Source organism: Cyanobium sp. Maggiore-St4-Cus, from assembly GCF_024345615.1.
GTDB classification, from domain to species: Bacteria; Cyanobacteriota; Cyanobacteriia; order PCC-6307; family Cyanobiaceae; genus Cyanobium_A; species Cyanobium_A usitatum.
This window is the reverse complement of record NZ_JAGQBL010000011.1, coordinates 56,430-71,939: the sequence shown is the minus strand read 5'-3', so window position 1 is coordinate 71,939 and position 15,510 is coordinate 56,430. Positions and strand designations below refer to the sequence as shown.

Here is a 15,510-nt window from a genome sequence, read left to right as displayed (position 1 = left end):
CCCCCATTCAAAGGCCCAGCCGGCTCAGCAGCGGCGGCACAAGCAGCAGCAGGGCGATCATCAGTGACGACAGGGCCGCCACCAGCACCGCCGCCGCGGCGCAGTCCTTGGCAATCCTGGCCAGGGGGTGGAACTGGCGGCCGATGGCCAGATCCACCACCGCTTCGGTGGCGGTGTTGAGCAACTCCAGCACCAGCACGGCCGCCACGGTGAGCACCAGCACGGCCAGTTGGGCCGTGGGTAGTTGCAGCCACAGCCCCAGGCCAAAGACCACCGCCCCGGTGATCACATGGATGCGGAAGTTGCGCTGGCTGGCAAAGCCGTAGGCCAGCCCTTGGGCGGCATAACGAAAACTCGCCGGCAGGTCACTGGCCACAGTCCAGGCCCGGGCCCTGAGGCGGCGCCCACGAGTTTCTGGGGTCGGTAAGGGGCGCAGGTTGATCATGGCTCCGCCGGCACCTTAACCAGCCTTTCCTGGCGCGCCAGCATGGCGGCGAGGCTGGTTTCGTCGGGGTGGTCCCAGCCCAGCAGGTGCAGCAGGCCATGGCTAGCCAGAAACAGCAGTTCCTGCTCCAGGTCGTGGCCATGCTCCGGTGCCTGGCGGGCTGCCGTTTCTATGGAGATGACGATGTCGCCCAGCTCCAGGGGCTCCGCCTCCCCGGATGCCGGCATTGGCGGGGCGCCATCGGTTGCTTCGTCCTGGGCGGCGAAGGCCAGCACGTCGGTGGGGCCTTCCTTCTGGCGCCAGTCGGCATTGAGCTCGGCGATTTCGGCGTCAGTCACCAGGCTCAGCCCCAGGCTGTAGGCGGGCGCTTGCAGGGCGGCGGGGAGTTCCGGGGCCAGCTGGTGTAGCCAGGCGCTCAATCGTGTCTGCCACTGATCGGCATCTAACAGCAGCGGGGCCACTTCCAGATCGGGATCGGCCAGATCGGGATCAGCGCTAAAGGCCAGGTCGAGATTGGTCGAGGTGGCCATCTCAGCCTCCGGGTAGTTGGGGGCGGCCGAGCCAGGCGATGAGCACCAGGAAGCCCGTGAGCCCGATGGCGGTGAGGCCGAAGTGAAACAAGCTTTGGCGGCCCTTGCGCACCATGTTGCGCATCGCCAGCTTGATGAAGCTGGGGTTTTCGCTGGGTTGGGGATCAGTCATCGCTGCCGCCTCCAGCTACCTCGACGCCCGCATGCAGCAGGCTCTGGATAAAGGGATCGAGATCGCCGTCCATGACGCCCTGCACGTCGGTGGTTTCCTGCTGGGTGCGCAGATCTTTCACCATCTGATATGGGTGAAACACGTAGTTGCGGATCTGGTTGCCCCAGGCCGCTTCCACAATGTCGCCGCGGATGTCGGCGATTTCGGAGGCCCGCTGCTCCTGGGCAATCACCAGCAACTTGGCCATCAGCAGGGCCATCGCCTTCTCTTTGTTTTGCAGCTGGGAACGCTCCTGGGTGCAGCGCACAAACAGGCCGGTGGGGATGTGCAGGATGCGCACGGCCGTTTCCACCTTGTTGACGTTCTGGCCGCCAGCGCCGCCGGAGCGCGAGGTGGTGATCTCCAGGTCCTTGTCGGGGATGTCGAGCTTCACGTCCTCATCGATCTGGGGCATCACCTCCACGCCGGCGAAGCTCGTCTGGCGTTTGTCGTTGGCGTTGAACGGCGAGATCCGTACCAGCCGGTGGGTGCCCTTCTCGTTGCGCAGGTAGCCGTAGGCATAGCGGCCCTCGATCTCGATCGTGCAGCTCTTAATGCCGGCTTCTTCCCCTTCGCTGAGCTCGTCCACACTCACCTTCATGCCGTGGTCTTCGGCCCAGCGGGTGTACATCCGCATCAGCATCAGGGCCCAGTCCTGGGCGTCGGTGCCGCCGGCACCGGCGTTGATGCTGATCACGGCGCCCTCCTTGTCGTAGGGGCCGCTCAGCAGGCGCTCGAGCTCCCAGCGATCCAAATCGGCTTTGAGGGACTGCAGGGCCTGGTTGGATTCGGCCAGCAACTCCTCATCGGGCTCGAGGTTGTAGAGCTCCACGGTGGCCTCCCCGTCGGAGACGCTGGCCTGCCATTTCGCCAATTGCTCAAGCTGAGCCTTCACCTCGTCGAGCTGGCGCATCTTGACCTGGGCCTGCTTCTGGTCGTCCCAGAAGTCGCCCTGGGAGGCCAGCTGCTCAAGGTCCTGTTGGCGGGCTTTCAGGGCCGGTACGTCAAAGACAGTCCTGGGCGTTGCCCAGGCGGTCAGTGAGTTCGGAGAGGTCGCGCTTGAAGTCGGTGAGATCGAGCACCGGTGCAGCTGGATAGTTGCTTGACGGTATCAGCGCCGGCCAGCTCCGCCGCTAGGGGGCGGGGCTGGGGGAGCGGTTTTGTTGATTGGCTAAGTCATGGCTTAGCTAATCGATATAGGTGTGAGGCTCCCGGGCCCGCGCGCCCGGGCCCGCTTCTACGATCAACAAAACCTGACCGGAGCCGTCTAAATGGCCGCCACCGTTGAGATCTACACCTGGCGGGCCTGTCCCTTCTGTGTGCGCGCCAAGGCCCTACTCGACCGCAAGGGAGTGGCTTACGCCGAATTTGCCATCGATGGCGACGAGTCGGCCCGCTCGGCGATGGCGGCTAAGAGCGGCGGGAGCCGCAGCGTGCCCCAGACCTTCATTAATGGCCAGCACGTGGGTGGTTGCGACGATCTGCATGCCCTCGAGCGCTCCGGCCAGCTCGACGTTCTGCTGGCGAGCTGAGCGGTGGCATCCCAACTGTTTGTGATCGATCCGATCGCCCGGCTCAATCCAGCCAAAGATTCCAGCGTTGCCCTGATGCAGGCAGCCCAGCGAGCAGGCGAGCAGGTGTGGGTTTGCACCATCGCCGATCTTTCTGCCGCCGCGGTGCCAGGAGACCCCCTGCAAGGCCCTCCCCCGCAAGGCCATGGCGCCTGGGTGGTGGCCACCCCCGTGAATTGCGAGCCCTGGTTTGAACTTGGCGATCCCCAGCTGCTGCCCCTCACCGCCTTTCCGCGGGTGTGGATGCGCAAGGACCCCCCGGTGGATGAGGCCTATCTCTATGCCACCCATCTGCTGGAGCTGGGGGAGCGTCAGGGAGTGCGGGTGCTCAACCGGCCCGCTTCGCTGCGATCCTGGAACGAAAAACTCAGTGCCCTGCGCTGGAGCCAGCTGATGGCACCCACCCTGGTGGCTAGCCGGGTGACGGCGCTGGCCGCTTTCACCGCCGAGCACGGCGAGGTGGTGCTTAAGCCCCTGGGGGGGCGGGCTGGCCAGGGGGTGGTGTTTGCTTCTGCAGCAATGCCGGGGTTGCGGGCCCTGCTGGAGCTGGTGACTGGCCAGGAGCAGCTGCCGGTGATGGTGCAGGCCTTCCTGCCCGGGGTGAGAGCTGGTGATAAGCGCATCCTGCTGGTGGATGGCGAGCCCCTGGGGGCGGTGAATCGCATCCCCGCCGGTGGCGAGTTCCGCAGCAACCTGGCCGTGGGCGGTGCTCCGGAGGTAACGGAGCTCACGGAGCCGGAGAGGGCTATCTGCGCTGAGTTGGCGCCAGCGTTGCGGGCTGAAGGTTTGTTTTTTGTGGGCATCGATGTGATCGATGGCCGCCTCAGCGAGATCAATGTGACCAGCCCCACCGGCGTGCGCGAGGTGGAGCGGCTGGCCGGGATTCCCCTGGCGGATCAGACGATGGCGCGGCTGCTGGCTGCTTGATGGTCGGTGGCGCAGCTGAGCTGCTGCTGCAGTACGCCCAGTTTCAGGGCCACCTCCTGCAGCTCCCGCTCCACCGTTGAACCCCGCACTAGGCCGGCACCGGCTGTGAGCTCAAGCCGGTCGCCCCGCAGGGTGCCGCTGCGGATCGCCACCCGCAGGTCGGCGTCACCGGCGCTGTCGATCCAGCCGATTGGGGCGGCGTAGTGGCCGCGCTCGAAGGGCTCCAGGCTGCGCAGCCAGGCCATCGCCTCGCGCCGCGGCAGGCCCGCCACAGCAGGGGTGGGATGGAGGACGGCGGCGATGCTCAGGGGCTGGTGCTGGCCCAGGGCTGCCGTGATCGGGGTGTGCAGATGCACCAGTTGGCCGTGGCGGGCAAGGCGCGGATGGCGCGGTCGCCGCGGGTTGAGGCCCGCTCTGGCGAGTACGGCGGTGATCGTGTCCACCACCAGCTCATGCTCATGGCGATCTTTGCAGGAGTGCAGCAGCCCTGCGGCCTGCTCTCCAGCTGGGGCGGTGCCCGCTAGGGCATCACTGCGCAGTTGCCCCTGGCGCACCGTGAGCAACCGTTCGGGGGAGGCGCCGATCAGGGCAGTCCCGCGGGCCTGTTGCCACAGAAAGCGGCAGCTGCCGCTCTGGTGGCGCCGTAGGGGGGCCAGTAGGGCCAGGGGATGGGGCGCGGCCTCAAGCTGCAGCTCCTGGCGCACGGCCAGCACCACTTTTTCCAGCTCGCCCCTCTCCACAAGCTCCAGGCCCCGCTCAACCGCGGAGCGGTAGCTCTCCTGCCATGGCGAACTGCGGTGGATGGCGATTCGACTGAGAACCCCCGGCTCCAGCCCGTCTTGTTGCACCAGGCGCTCCAGCCGGCGGGCCTGCTCCCACAGCTCTTCGGCTAGCTGACGCGGCGTCACGCCGCCGCCGAGGCTGCGCTGCAGCCGCAGCCAGCAGTGCTGGCCCTGGCGGCTCAGCTGCCAACGCGGCAGCACGGCCTGTACGCCAGGGATGGAGGTAGGCCCCGGCAGCAGGGACGCCTCAAAGAAACCGAAGGCCAACAGCACCCGCGGCCGGGCCAGGGGCGGGCCGCTCTCCGGGGTGGCTAGGCGGCTGAGGCAGGCGCTGGCAAAACGCTGGGCCAGCTCAAAGCGGCGCGGACCACTGAGCTCGAGGCTGTTGGTGCGGCCGGCGGCGGCGATGCAGAGCCCCGGTGCCCCGTCCCACAGGAAGCGGAAGCTGTCGCCGCCTGGAGCCAGGGCTTCATCCTCGGGCTCCAGATGGGGTAGCAGCAGCATCGGGTCGCCGCCGGCCAGGGGCAGGGCCAGGCTGAGGACGCCCTCCTCCTCCAGCTGGCGCGCCCGCTCGTTGGCGGCGGCAAGCAAATTGGTGAATGAATCACCCGTTGAATCGGTGAAGGAAGAAGGGGCCTGCACCAGGAAGGGCCGGGGCCGCGACGAAGAGCTGCTCAAATGTATGGGCCCTGCAGTGGCTGCCGCCTGCGGCCCCCATGACTGAGCCCAAGGTCGTCGCAAGCCGTTACGCCAATTCCGTCGATCGCCGCCGCCTGTGGCAGGCGGCGATCAAGTGGCCGATGTACGCCGTGGCGGTGATGCCGGTGCTGCTGGCCGCCGGCTGGCGCCTAGGCCAGGCCCTGCCGGTGCGGTTTGACCAGCTGCTGCTGTTTCTGTTGGCGGCGGTGCTGCTGCTGGCCTGGGAAAACCTGGCCAACGATGTTTTTGATGCCGATACCGGCGTGGATGCCGACGGCAAGCCCCATTCCCTGGTGAATCTCACCGGCCGGCGCGATCGGGTGGCCGGGCTGGCCAACGGCTGCCTGCTGCTGGGCCTGGCTCTGATGGCGCTGGTGGCCTGGCGCAGCAGCCCGGCGGTGCTGGCTTTGGTGCTGGCCTGCTGCGGCCTGGGCTACCTATATCAGGGGCCGCCGTTTCGGCTGGGCTATCGGGGCCTGGGTGAGCCCCTCTGCTGGCTCGCTTTCGGCCCCTTGGCCACCGCCGCCGGCCTGCTGGCCCTGGCGCCAGCGGGGGCCAGCGGGGTGCCCTGGCGCATCGCCCTGGCCCTTGGCAGTGGCCCAGCCCTCGCCACCACCCTGGTGCTGTTCTGCTCCCATTTCCACCAGGTTGATGAGGACGCCGCCCATGGCAAGCGTTCGCCGGTGGTGCATCTGGGTACGGCGGCTGCCTCGGGGTTGGTGCCCTGGTTTGTGGCCGGCTGCCTGGCCCTGCAGTGGGCGCCGGTGCTGCTGGGCCAGTGGCCGCTCACGGCCCTGCTCGGCGTGATCGGTCTGCCGCCGGCCCGTCAGCTGATCGCCCTGTTGCAGCGCCACCATGGCGAGCCTGGGCGGATTAGCGGCAGCAAATTTCTGGCCCTGCGCTTTCAGGCGCTCAATGGTTTGGGTTTGGCCCTGGGCCTGGCCCTGGGGCGCTTCACAGGATGAGCCATGGGGGCCTGCTGCAGTTGCAGTGGCGGCCCTTCGGCTTCGCCCTGCCCCAGCCCCTGGTTACGGCTGCAGGCACCGTGCAGCAGCGGCGCGGCTGGCTGCTGCGCTTGCAGAGCCCCCAGGGCGATCTGGGCTGGGGCGAGGCCGCCCCCCTCGATGGCCAGCTGGAGCAATTGCCGGCGGCCCTCGCTGCTTTGGATGCCAGCTATGGCTCAGCCGAACTGGAGAGGTTGCTGCAGGCGGGCCAGTTGCCCCCAACCCTTGCCTTTGCCCTCGGGGCTGCCCTGGCCGAGCTGGCCGGCTTGCCGCGTCGTCGCTGGCTGCCGCCGCCGCCTGCGGCCCGGCTGCTGCCGGCAGGACCAGCCGCCATTGAGGTTTTGGAGCAGCTTGAGCCCGAGCTGGGGCCGGCTCCGGTGTTCAAGTGGAAGCTGGCTGTTTGCGCCGATGGCTTGGAGCGTGAGCTGCTGGAGCAGCTGCTGCAGCGCCTGCCAGCAACCGCCCGCTTGCGCCTTGATGCCAATGGCGGCTGGAGCCGGGCCACGGCGGCGGCCTGGGCAGCGCGTTTGGCGGGCGAGCCGCGGCTGCAGTGGCTGGAGCAGCCCCTAGCCCCGGCCGACCAGGCGGGCCTGGAGGCCTTGGCGGCCCAGGTTCCCGTGGCTCTGGATGAATCGTTGCAGTGCGACCCGGGCCTGCGCAGCAGTTGGCCGGGCTGGCAGGTGCGCCGCCCCAGCCAGGAGGGGGACCCTCGAGTGCTGCTGGCGGCCCTGGAGCGGGGCAGGCCGCGGCTGATGCTCAGCACAGCCTTTGAAACCGGCATCGGCCGCCGCTGGCTAGAGCATCTGGCAGCCCTGCAGGCCGAGGGCCCCACGCCGGCGGCGCCGGGCTTGGCGCCGGGTTGGCAAGCCCCCGGAGCCCTGGCCAGCGCCGATCCGGCAGCGGTGTGGGCTGCCGCCGCCCAAATCAGCCGAGATCAGCAGCCATGACGCCCGAGCAGTTGCAAAAGCTCTGGGATGCCGGCCGCCTGGTGGCCTTGGCGGGCCCGGCCGCCAGCGACCAGCAGGCTTTGGCGGCGGCGATCGGGCCCGATGGCCTTGGCTCTTTGGAGAAGTGTTGGGGGCCGGGGGTGGTGCTGGGCAGTGGCGGCAGCACGGGCGGTCGCCGCTGGTGCCTGCAGCCCCTGGCCCACCTGCAGGCTTCGGCGTCGTCTACTGGCCGCTGGCTGGAGGGGTTGGGGCTGGATCCGGCGAGCTGCCTGCACCTCAACTCCCTGCCTTTGCATCACGTCAGTGGGCTGCTGCCCTGGGTGCGGGCCCAGCACTGGGGTGCCGGCCACCAGCGCCTTGATCCGGCCTGGATGCGCGATCCGGCCCTGTTGGCTGCGGCTGCCCCGCTGGATCCAGGCCGTCCGGCCTTGCTTTCCCTGGTGCCTACCCAGCTGCAGCGGCTGCTGGCTGCTGCCGAGGGCGTGGCCTGGCTGCAGCGTTTGGCCCTGATCTGGGTGGGTGGGGCGCCGTTGCCGCCGGCGCTGGCGGAGCGGGCCAGGCTGGCAGGGTTGTGGCTGGCCCCTTGCTACGGGGCCACGGAAACGGCGGCGATGGTGTGTGCCCTGGCGCCCGAAGCTTTCCTGGCGGGCGCTTCGGGTTGCGGCGCCCCCTTGGGGGACGTGGAGCTGCGGCTAGGGGCGGAGCAGGCCGTTGAGGTGCGCTGTGAGCGGCTCAGTCCGGGCTGGCTGGAGGCTGGCCGGCTCCAGCCCCTGCCGCGCGCGGCCGATGGCTGGTGGCGCAGTGGTGATGCCGGCCGGCTGCGTCCATCGGGGCTGGAGCTGCTGGGACGCCTCGATGGAGCCATTCACAGTGGCGGTGAAACCGTGTTCCCCGAGCAGCTGGAGCAGCGGCTGGCGCAGCTGGCCCAGGCCGCTGGCTTGCGACTGGAGGCGCTTTTGCTGCTGCCAATCGATGATCCCAACTGGGGCCAGCGACTGGTGGCCCTGGTGCGGCCCAGCTCGACACAGCAGGGTTGGGAGGAGCTGCAGTTGGCGTTGCAGCAGATTTGTGATTCCTGGCCACCGGCCGAGCGGCCGGGTCGGTGGCTGCGCTGCCCCGAGTTGGCGCCAGCGGAGCTGGGCAAATGGCAACGAAATCATTGGCGGGCCTGGGTCGATCAGCTAGAAGCTGTTGAGGTCGTCTCTCCCGCGTCAGTCGATGTCGAGCCTGTCTGAGACCGAAATCAGCAATAAGAAGCTGGCGGCGGGTCTCACCGGAATCTTTCTGGGCGCCTTTGGGGTGCACAAATTCATTCTTGGCTACACCAAGGCGGCGGTAATCATGCTGGTGGTATCGCTTCTGACCTGCGGGGTGGGCTATTTTGTTTTTCAGGTCATTGGTATTATTGAGGGCGTCATTTACTTGACGAAATCCAATGCAGAATTTGAAGCCGAATACCTAGATGGCCAAAAAGATTGGTTCTGAGCTCTTAGCCCGGGCCCCGGTTTTATTGCTTTTGTCTGGAGCTGGTGCCCTCAGTTTTGGCCTGGCTGCAGCTATTCCCCACGACGGCTTGCATCCGCTGGCTCTGATGGCGGCCCTGCTGCCCCTGCAGTTGGCGGCGCTGCTTTATGTCTTCAGCCGGCCCTAAAGCGGCTGGATGCCCTGGCCCAGGCTCGATGCTTCCAGCCAGCGCTGCAGCCCAGCTGGCAAGGGGCAGCGCCGGCGGCTGGCCGTCTCGATCGCCAGGTGCCTGGTGAGTGCCTTGGCTGCGGCCCTCTCGCCGCTGCGGAAGTTGTAGTGCACCTCAAAGCTGCCGGAATCCAGGCGCCGGGGTTCCAGCTGGATTGCTAGGGGGTCGCCGCAGACAAGGGGAGAAAGGAAGTCTGCGCTGCAATGCACTAGCGGCAGGGCAATGGCGGGTATGTGCCCCGGGGTTGGAAAGATTTCAGCGGCAGGCAGGCCATAGAGCTCCAGGCTTTCTTCGTAAGCCTCGTGGCACCAGCGCAGTAGCTGGTGGAAATGCATCACCCCGGCGGCATCGGTGTCCCCGAAGCGCACGGTGCGGCATAGCAGCAGCCAGCTGCTGGAATCAGCGATCAACCGATCCCATGATCACGTCGATTGAGCCGAGGATGGCCATGATGTCGGCCACCTTGGCCCCCTTGAGGATGTGGGGCAGGATTTGCAGGTTGTTGAAGTCGGCGGCGCGGATCTTGAAGCGCCAGGGGGTGACGTCGTTGTTGCCCTGCAGATACACCCCGATTTCGCCCTTGCCCGATTCCAGGCGGGTGTAGAGCTCACCTTCGGGAATCTTGAAGGTTGGGGCTACTTTCTTGGCCACATATTGGTAATCAAAGCCGGAATATTCGCTGCCCTTGCCCTCCGCCATGCGGCGGGCTTCCAGGTGCTCGGTGGCTCCACCGGGAATCATGGCGCAGGCCTGGCGCAGGATCTTGAGGGATTCGCGCATTTCCTTGACGCGCACCCGATAGCGGGCATAGCAGTCACCCTCCTGTTCGCAGACCACGTCCCAGTCGAAGTCGTCGTAGCACTCGTAATGGTCGACCTTGCGCAGGTCCCAGGGCACCCCTGAGGCGCGCAGCATCGGGCCCGACAGGCTCCAATTGATCGCCATCTCGCGGCTGATCACACCTAGACCCTCAATTCGCTTACGGAAGATCGGGTTGTTGGTAATTAGCTTTTCGTATTCATCTATCTTGGGACCAAACCAGTCGCAGAAGTCGAGGCACTTTTCCAGCCAGCCGTAGGGCAGATCAGCCGCCACCCCGCCAATGCGGAAATAGTTGTTGTTGATCAGCCGCTGGCCGGTGGCCGCTTCCCACAGGTCGTAGATCATCTCCCGCTCGCGGAAGATGTAGAAGAACGGGGTCTGGGCGCCCACGTCAGCCAGGAACGGGCCAAGCCAAAGCAGGTGGTTAGCGATGCGGTTTAGCTCCAGCATCAGCACCCGGATGTAGCTGGCGCGCTTGGGCACGGGCACATTGGCCAGCCGCTCCGGCGCGTTCACCACAATCGCCTCATAAAACATGCCAGCCGCATAGTCCATGCGGCTCACGTAGGGCACGAACATCACGTTCGTGCGGTTCTCGGCAATTTTCTCCATGCCGCGGTGGAGGTAGCCGATCACCGGCTCGCAATCCACCACGTCCTCGCCATCGAGGGTCACCACCAGCCGCAACACCCCGTGCATCGAGGGGTGGTGGGGGCCGAAGTTGACCACCATCGGTTCCGTGCGCGTCTCCAGCTGCGTCATGGGGCCGAGGGGTTAAGCGCTTTGCGGTGATCTTAGGAAGGAAGCGCCCGCTAAACGATCTCTGACGAAGAAGATCGCACCAGCGGCCCCGGATAGGGCTCCTAAGCTTGCTGGGGCCGTGTTGAATCCGCGCAAACCATGGGTCAGCACCAGCAAGCGCCTTTGCGAAGGATCACGGCACCGGCAGCCGCAACCCTCTCGCGCTGGCTGCTGGCTCCACACCAGCTCCGGGCGGCCCGCCAGCGCCAGCTGCTTATTGACAGCCTCAGGGCAGTGCTTCCCACCGCGGAGGAGAGCAGCCAGGTGGGGTTGGCGATCCTGCAGGGCGCCCGGGCCCTCAGCCTGGCTGATGGCGATTTTGACCAGGAGGAATGGGAGCTTTTTTACTTCTGCATGAAGAGCCTGCGCCTCAGCGATGTCCAGCGCCAGAGCGCGGATTTGCATGGCCCACCCGATCCCAAGCGGATCAGCGCCAGCCTTGCCGCCATCGCAGATCCCGTCCAACGGCTAGCCATTGCCCGCTGCTACTGCCTGTTTGCGGCGGCGGATGGCCAGGGAAAGGCGGCGGAACTCGGTCTGTTGCAGACCCTGCTCCAGGTGCTTGGTCACCCGGAACTGGAGCGGGAGCTGCCCGAGCTCTGCCGCCGCTTTCGCCCTGCGCCCAGCTGGTGGGGTCGCTTTCGCCATGGCTTGGGCCAGCGGCTAGCCCGTTGGGCTTCTCCCCACCGCCGCCGCCGCTGAATGGCCATGGCTGATCCCGCCGGCAGCGGCTTGTTTGAACATGTGCCCGTGCTGGCCGAGGCGGTGCTGGCGGGCTTTGCTTGCCTGCCAGCAGGCCTGCTGATCGACTGCACCCTCGGCGGCGGCGGCCATAGCGCGCTGCTGCTGCAGGCCAATCCCGGCTTGCGACTTGTGGGGCTGGACCAGGACCCAAGCGCCCGTGCCGCCGCCGCCGAGCGCCTCGCCCCATTTGGCGATCGGGTCACAATCGTGGCAGCCAACTTCGCCGATTACATGCCTGCCGAGCCGGCGGTAGCGGTGCTGGCCGATCTGGGGGTGAGCAGTCCCCAGCTGGATGTGGCGGCCCGGGGCTTCAGCTTCCGGCTCGAGGGGCCGTTGGATATGCGCATGAACCCGGAGCGCGGCGAGACGGCTGGGGAGCTGCTTGATAGTGCCGGCGAGAGTGAGCTGGCAGACCTGATCTACGCCTACGGCGAGGAGCGGCTGTCGCGCCGTATCGCCCGCAAGCTCAAGGAGCAGGGGCCCTGGGCGCAGCGCCATACCGCCGAGCTGGCCTACCTGGTGGCCGGTTGCTACCCACCGGCGGCCCGTCGCGGCCGCATCCATCCAGCCACACGCACCTTTCAGGCCCTGCGCATTGCCGTAAACGATGAGTTGGGGGTGTTGGACAAGCTGTTGCACAACGCACCCAACTGGCTGGAGCCAGGCGGGCTGCTGGCTGTGATCAGCTTCCACTCCCTCGAAGATCGGCGGGTGAAAACGGCCTTTCTGGCCGACGATCGGCTGGAGCGGGTAACCCGCAAGGCGATTAAGGCCAGCCCCGAGGAGGCCGAAGCCAATCCGCGCAGCCGTAGCGCCCGGCTGCGGGTGGCACAGCGGCGCAGTGAGTAGCTGGAGGATGACTAGATGCTATGTAAGGACGTTTGAGGAATTCAATTTGCCCATGGAAGAGAAACAAGCAAATTCGCTGGCGCTTGCCACATTCGTGATTGGATCCGCTATGGGGGGCGCACTCAATGCCACTCTTATGGGCAATATTCAGTATGAAGCAGGTATTAACGAGATTTACCACTGCGCGCGTAGCTATCAATCCCAAGCGCTCTCGATGGATCAGCTCGAAAGATGCCGCGTAATTGCTCGCAAGCTGCGCGATCCTGATAGGTAACCTATTGAATCTATTATTGATTTAAAACACTTTTATTTGCTTGTCCGATTGTGCTTCCATGATTCTCTTCTTAGCCAAAGCCCTGCAAGATAGTTAGCAAAGCAGCCGACCAAGGCTCCAGCTGCTACATCGGTTGGGTAATGGGCGCCGCTGCTGATTCTTGTGAATCCGCAGCCAATCGCCATCCCCAGTGCGGGCCATCGCAGGGTTGGGAAGATTGTTATCAAGGCGAGACTTCCACCAAAAGCAACTGCGGCATGTGAGCTCGGCAGTCCTAGTCCACTTGTTGACCAGGCTCGTTCGGAGAAGGCCCGGAATACATAAACTTCTTGATCAATCGGACGCTCTCTGCGAATAATCAGTTTCAAAAATTCTGCAATAAGCCCTCCTAGGCCGGCGCTAAGACAGATCGATATGGCAGCCATTTTTAATGATACGCTTCCTCTCTCAACCCTAAGTCTTAAAGGAGACGCAGAATCTGACCGGGGAAATGCCAGTGCTATCGAAGCTGAAATCAATAACCATGTCCACATACTTCCACCAATCCTGAGAAGATAGTAAACGTCTCCTTTTAGGACCCAGGCATTCGATTTAAAGAAGGATAGGATCTTGAAATCGCCAACCGCAATGATAATTCCAGCCAACAAGCAGGAGAATAGTATTTTTCTTATAGTTGCGTCTTGGTCGCCCATTTATTTAGATTTATCTGTTTTGATCCAATCACTTTTTAGGACTGAAAGATTGATAGGCTTCCCTTTGGAATAATTAAATCCGCTATATGTTCCCAGGCTGAATACATTGCTAATGGGCGAAAGTTGTTCTCTCGTTTTATCGACGTCTTTTGATTCAACTATTAAAATGGATGATGGATGTTTTGCGGCATGCTGCATTATCCCATCAAGATCAGTCAATGTTGTGTCTGTGCCCAGATTGAAGACCAAGCTTGGCTCGTGGTATGAGGCCGCGGCGACGGGCAATGTGCCAAAATTGTTGGAGTCAATAATTGATTTAATTTGTTCTGCTGGCCAAACATTATTTAGGTTTGGCAGAAAAGCTTCAAAAATAAGCCCAAAAACAACGACTGCAGATAGGGCTGAAGCATATAGCTGTCTTTTGGGGGTCTTGATTTTCCCTAATGCCAATACGCTGAAGATGCAAGTCAGAGCTATTAGGAGTGCGGCAACGGTTACTCTGCCGCTAGCCCAAATGCTTAGTAGGGGTATGCCAATAGCGAGAGCTAAGCCCGAAGCTATCCAGGCAAACATCCCAACCCTTTGTGGCCATTTAGAAAGCCTAAGCAAAGTAACATCTTGCAGTCGATCGGGTTGAAAGATGCCAATGCCTGCCAGAAGGCATAGAGGTGGGATTAGTGGTAATACATAGTGAGGCAACTTTGTGGGTACTAATTCAAATATAATCCAGGCTGGCACGAGCCAACCGCACAGGAATTGTGTTGTACGGCTAAGGGCTTCTGAAGATCTCCGTAGTCCTGCCCAAGCCTTGGGAAGCAATAGCCAGGAAGCAGGCCAGAGCAAAAATGGTGTGATTAACAGATATGTTCCTGGTGGGGCACCATGGCTTTCCTGGCCACTGATAATTTTGCTAAAAAAATCCTGGTGGATAGAATCTTGTACAAATTGCCCATCGCTAAGTGCCTGAATGCTGAAAAGCCATGGGCTAATTAATATTAAAGGGAGTAGTAGCCAGGGCCATGGTTGTATTTTTACTAAGGTTGAGATGCTGCGATCTTTCCAGCAGATCCATGCCAAGGTGAGTGAGGCAAGAACGGGTGCGACCGGCCCTTTTATCAATAATGCGACACCGAGACCGAGCCAAAAGAATATGCGTGCGCGCAGAAGCTTATGATCCTTAGGCATGCAATAAATCTGTGCGAGGCCTGCCTGCATGGCAACTATGGCAGCCAGTTGCATTGCATCAGTTTTTGCAAGATGAGCCTCAACTACGATTAAAAGGCTGCATGCCAGTAGAACTGCGGCGCAAAATGACTGGAGATTGCCGACTATTTTTCTAAATCCCAAATAGAGAAGCAAAACAGCGCTTGTTGCTCCAATTGTGGAGGGCAATCGATAGGGGCTGCGCTCAGTGGGGGCTATTCCTATTTGTTTGGCCATTTTGCTGGCAGTTGCTTGCAGCCAGTAAATGCCCACCGGCTTTTTGTATCGTGGTTTGTCTTGAAAGCGAATATCGACTACGTTTCCAGTCGCCACCATTTGCTTTGTTGCTTGCATGTATCGGGATTCATCTCGATCTGTGGCTGGTAGGCTTGAGATACCTGGAAGGTATAGAAATAAACACAGTAAAACCAGTATTAATGTAGCGGTAATATCATTAGCCTGGATTTTGACCCTGATCCAGTTGTGAATCTTTTGAAATAAAATCTTCATTTGTATTGCCGGCTCATTGGCCTCGGTCAGCATGATTGGGTGCGGGAGCAAAAACTAACGCCCCCGCTATTCCTATTGCTGCGCCTATGCAAATATCGCTCAGGAAATGTGATAGGCTGTTTATTCTCTGAAATGATGCAAGTATTGCAAGGGCTATGAATACTGATCTGCCTCTTGGGTAAAACCAGCAGAGTGAAACTGCAAGGCCTGCCGCTACTGCCGCATGCCCTGAGGGAAAGCTCATTAGGGCAGATCTGCTAACGGAATCCGGTTTGAGTAATTCTTGCCCGAAAGTGTCGAGAAAGCTGGTTCGTAGATTAAGCAGTGCTGAATGGGGCCTTACACGGTTTATCGTTAGCTTTAGAAGGTCAACTATTAATGCCCCAAGGTAGCTTCCGGCGATTAGTTGGCAGGCAATTAATCGGTCCCTCTTTTTGCGCCAGTTGATTTGCTTTATCGCTAGAGCCGCAATGAGAATCATTGCTGCACCAGTGCCGTGGCCTCCTATTTCTGAAAGGCGGAGGATATTGCTTATCTCTTTCGGGAGGGGGTGTGTTGAGGTAAGCAGGGCAATCGGTACGTCAATCGTGAATGCCAAAAGCCCAACGCATACCAATAAAACGACGAGCCTTGCTGCTCGTTGACGCAGAATTGATAAATTTAAGGGGGGTACCCGTGGGCCTATTATTAAATAATTGAGATATTTTACTTGTGCTTTTAGACTGCTGGCAATCGGAGGCACCGATGGATCTATAGCTAAGTCTTATTGTGGTAGCAAGGGTTTCGTCGGGATTGTGCTGTTGAGC

The 15,510-nt window shown here is 62.4% G+C and carries 20 protein-coding genes; 10 read left to right on the top strand and 10 right to left on the bottom strand.

Annotation, left to right across the window (positions count from 1 at the left end; all coding sequences use genetic code 11):
* Nucleotides 1-7: 7 nt before the first annotated feature.
* From KBY99_RS11125 to prfB, 4 genes are all read right to left on the bottom strand, one after another.
* Nucleotides 8-445 carry a diacylglycerol kinase family protein gene (locus KBY99_RS11125; protein WP_241518315.1) on the bottom strand — a complete coding sequence of 146 codons (438 nt, stop codon included), beginning with the start codon at nucleotides 443-445 and terminating at the stop codon, nucleotides 8-10.
* Entirely contained in the window at nucleotides 442-975 is a 534-nt protein-coding gene (gene ybeY / locus KBY99_RS11120) for an rRNA maturation RNase YbeY (protein ID WP_254999080.1), read from the bottom strand. The genes KBY99_RS11125 and ybeY overlap by 4 nt, the downstream gene beginning before the upstream one ends.
* Nucleotide 976: 1 nt before the next feature.
* Nucleotides 977-1,147 carry a DUF3285 domain-containing protein gene (locus KBY99_RS11115; RefSeq protein ID WP_254999079.1) on the bottom strand — a complete coding sequence of 57 codons (171 nt, stop codon included), beginning with the start codon at nucleotides 1,145-1,147 and terminating at the stop codon, nucleotides 977-979.
* Nucleotides 1,140-2,268 (bottom strand): peptide chain release factor 2 gene (prfB, locus tag KBY99_RS11110; RefSeq protein ID WP_254999078.1). Its coding sequence is split into 2 segments (ribosomal slippage): nucleotides 1,140-2,192 and nucleotides 2,194-2,268, totalling 1,128 coding nucleotides; the frame shifts between segments, so codons are not numbered across the junction. The genes KBY99_RS11115 and prfB overlap by 8 nt, the downstream gene beginning before the upstream one ends.
* Before the next feature lie 189 nt (nucleotides 2,269-2,457).
* Here prfB and grxC point away from each other — a divergent pair.
* A complete protein-coding gene (gene grxC, locus KBY99_RS11105) occupies nucleotides 2,458-2,718 on the top strand; it encodes a glutaredoxin 3 (RefSeq protein WP_254942413.1) in 261 nt (86 codons plus the stop codon).
* A 3-nt stretch (nucleotides 2,719-2,721) separates the two neighbouring features.
* Nucleotides 2,722-3,684 carry a glutathione synthase gene (gshB, locus tag KBY99_RS11100; RefSeq protein ID WP_254999076.1) on the top strand — a complete coding sequence of 321 codons (963 nt, stop codon included), beginning with the start codon at nucleotides 2,722-2,724 and terminating at the stop codon, nucleotides 3,682-3,684.
* Here the strand turns inward: gshB and KBY99_RS11095 are convergent.
* Nucleotides 3,654-5,111: an isochorismate synthase gene (locus KBY99_RS11095; protein ID WP_261352597.1), complete on the bottom strand. Its 1,458-nt coding sequence runs from the start codon at nucleotides 5,109-5,111 to the stop codon at nucleotides 3,654-3,656. The two genes, gshB and KBY99_RS11095, sit on opposite strands and share 31 nt — an antisense overlap.
* 71 nt (nucleotides 5,112-5,182) lie before the next feature.
* Between KBY99_RS11095 and menA the strand changes: the two genes are divergently transcribed.
* Genes menA through KBY99_RS11070 form a run of 5 tightly spaced genes read left to right on the top strand, consistent with a single transcriptional unit; the run spans nucleotide 5,183 to nucleotide 8,767 of the window.
* On the top strand, nucleotides 5,183-6,130 hold the full coding sequence (gene menA, locus KBY99_RS11090) for a 2-carboxy-1,4-naphthoquinone phytyltransferase (protein ID WP_254999075.1): 948 nt from the start codon (nucleotides 5,183-5,185) through the stop codon (nucleotides 6,128-6,130).
* Nucleotides 6,127-7,116, top strand: coding sequence for an o-succinylbenzoate synthase (menC, locus tag KBY99_RS11085; RefSeq protein WP_254999073.1), 990 nt, complete (start codon nucleotides 6,127-6,129; stop codon nucleotides 7,114-7,116). The genes menA and menC overlap by 4 nt, the downstream gene beginning before the upstream one ends.
* A complete protein-coding gene (locus KBY99_RS11080; RefSeq protein ID WP_254999072.1) occupies nucleotides 7,113-8,351 on the top strand; it encodes an AMP-binding protein in 1,239 nt (412 codons plus the stop codon). The genes menC and KBY99_RS11080 overlap by 4 nt, the downstream gene beginning before the upstream one ends.
* Nucleotides 8,335-8,601: a TM2 domain-containing protein gene (locus KBY99_RS11075; RefSeq protein WP_254999071.1), complete on the top strand. Its 267-nt coding sequence runs from the start codon at nucleotides 8,335-8,337 to the stop codon at nucleotides 8,599-8,601. The genes KBY99_RS11080 and KBY99_RS11075 overlap by 17 nt, the downstream gene beginning before the upstream one ends.
* The gene (locus KBY99_RS11070) at nucleotides 8,579-8,767 is read left to right on the top strand and encodes a hypothetical protein (protein ID WP_106632696.1); all 189 of its coding nucleotides are present in this window, start codon (nucleotides 8,579-8,581) and stop codon (nucleotides 8,765-8,767) included. Before KBY99_RS11075 ends, KBY99_RS11070 begins: the two co-directional genes overlap by 23 nt.
* On the opposite strand, the gene KBY99_RS11065 is transcribed toward KBY99_RS11070, so the two are convergent.
* A complete protein-coding gene (locus KBY99_RS11065; RefSeq protein ID WP_254999068.1) occupies nucleotides 8,764-9,219 on the bottom strand; it encodes an acyl-CoA thioesterase in 456 nt (151 codons plus the stop codon). The two genes, KBY99_RS11070 and KBY99_RS11065, sit on opposite strands and share 4 nt — an antisense overlap.
* Complete coding sequence (locus tag KBY99_RS11060) at nucleotides 9,209-10,393, bottom strand: NAD(P)H-quinone oxidoreductase subunit H (RefSeq protein WP_254962066.1); 1,185 nt, start codon at nucleotides 10,391-10,393, stop codon at nucleotides 9,209-9,211. The genes KBY99_RS11065 and KBY99_RS11060 overlap by 11 nt, the downstream gene beginning before the upstream one ends.
* A gap of 138 nt (nucleotides 10,394-10,531) precedes the next feature.
* On the opposite strand from KBY99_RS11060, the gene KBY99_RS11055 reads away from it, so the two are divergent.
* Genes KBY99_RS11055 through KBY99_RS11045 form a run of 3 tightly spaced genes read left to right on the top strand, consistent with a single transcriptional unit; the run spans nucleotide 10,532 to nucleotide 12,299 of the window.
* Nucleotides 10,532-11,134 carry a hypothetical protein gene (locus KBY99_RS11055; RefSeq protein ID WP_254999066.1) on the top strand — a complete coding sequence of 201 codons (603 nt, stop codon included), beginning with the start codon at nucleotides 10,532-10,534 and terminating at the stop codon, nucleotides 11,132-11,134.
* A 6-nt stretch (nucleotides 11,135-11,140) separates the two neighbouring features.
* On the top strand, nucleotides 11,141-12,025 hold the full coding sequence (rsmH, locus tag KBY99_RS11050; protein WP_254999065.1) for a 16S rRNA (cytosine(1402)-N(4))-methyltransferase RsmH: 885 nt from the start codon (nucleotides 11,141-11,143) through the stop codon (nucleotides 12,023-12,025).
* Nucleotides 12,026-12,077: 52 nt separating this feature from the next.
* The gene (locus KBY99_RS11045; RefSeq protein WP_254999064.1) at nucleotides 12,078-12,299 is read left to right on the top strand and encodes a hypothetical protein; all 222 of its coding nucleotides are present in this window, start codon (nucleotides 12,078-12,080) and stop codon (nucleotides 12,297-12,299) included.
* 32 nt (nucleotides 12,300-12,331) lie between these two features.
* Here the strand turns inward: KBY99_RS11045 and KBY99_RS11040 are convergent, their stop codons facing one another.
* The 3 genes from KBY99_RS11040 to KBY99_RS11030 are packed head-to-tail and all read right to left on the bottom strand — an operon-like array spanning nucleotide 12,332 to nucleotide 15,302.
* Nucleotides 12,332-12,991 (bottom strand): phosphatase PAP2 family protein, encoded by a 660-nt coding sequence (locus KBY99_RS11040; RefSeq protein ID WP_254999062.1) that lies wholly within the window; start codon nucleotides 12,989-12,991, stop codon nucleotides 12,332-12,334.
* Nucleotides 12,992-14,737: an ArnT family glycosyltransferase gene (locus KBY99_RS11035; protein ID WP_254999060.1), complete on the bottom strand. Its 1,746-nt coding sequence runs from the start codon at nucleotides 14,735-14,737 to the stop codon at nucleotides 12,992-12,994.
* The gene (locus KBY99_RS11030) at nucleotides 14,718-15,302 is read right to left on the bottom strand and encodes a phosphatase PAP2 family protein (protein ID WP_254999059.1); all 585 of its coding nucleotides are present in this window, start codon (nucleotides 15,300-15,302) and stop codon (nucleotides 14,718-14,720) included. Before KBY99_RS11030 ends, KBY99_RS11035 begins: the two co-directional genes overlap by 20 nt.
* Nucleotides 15,303-15,510 lie beyond the last annotated feature (208 nt).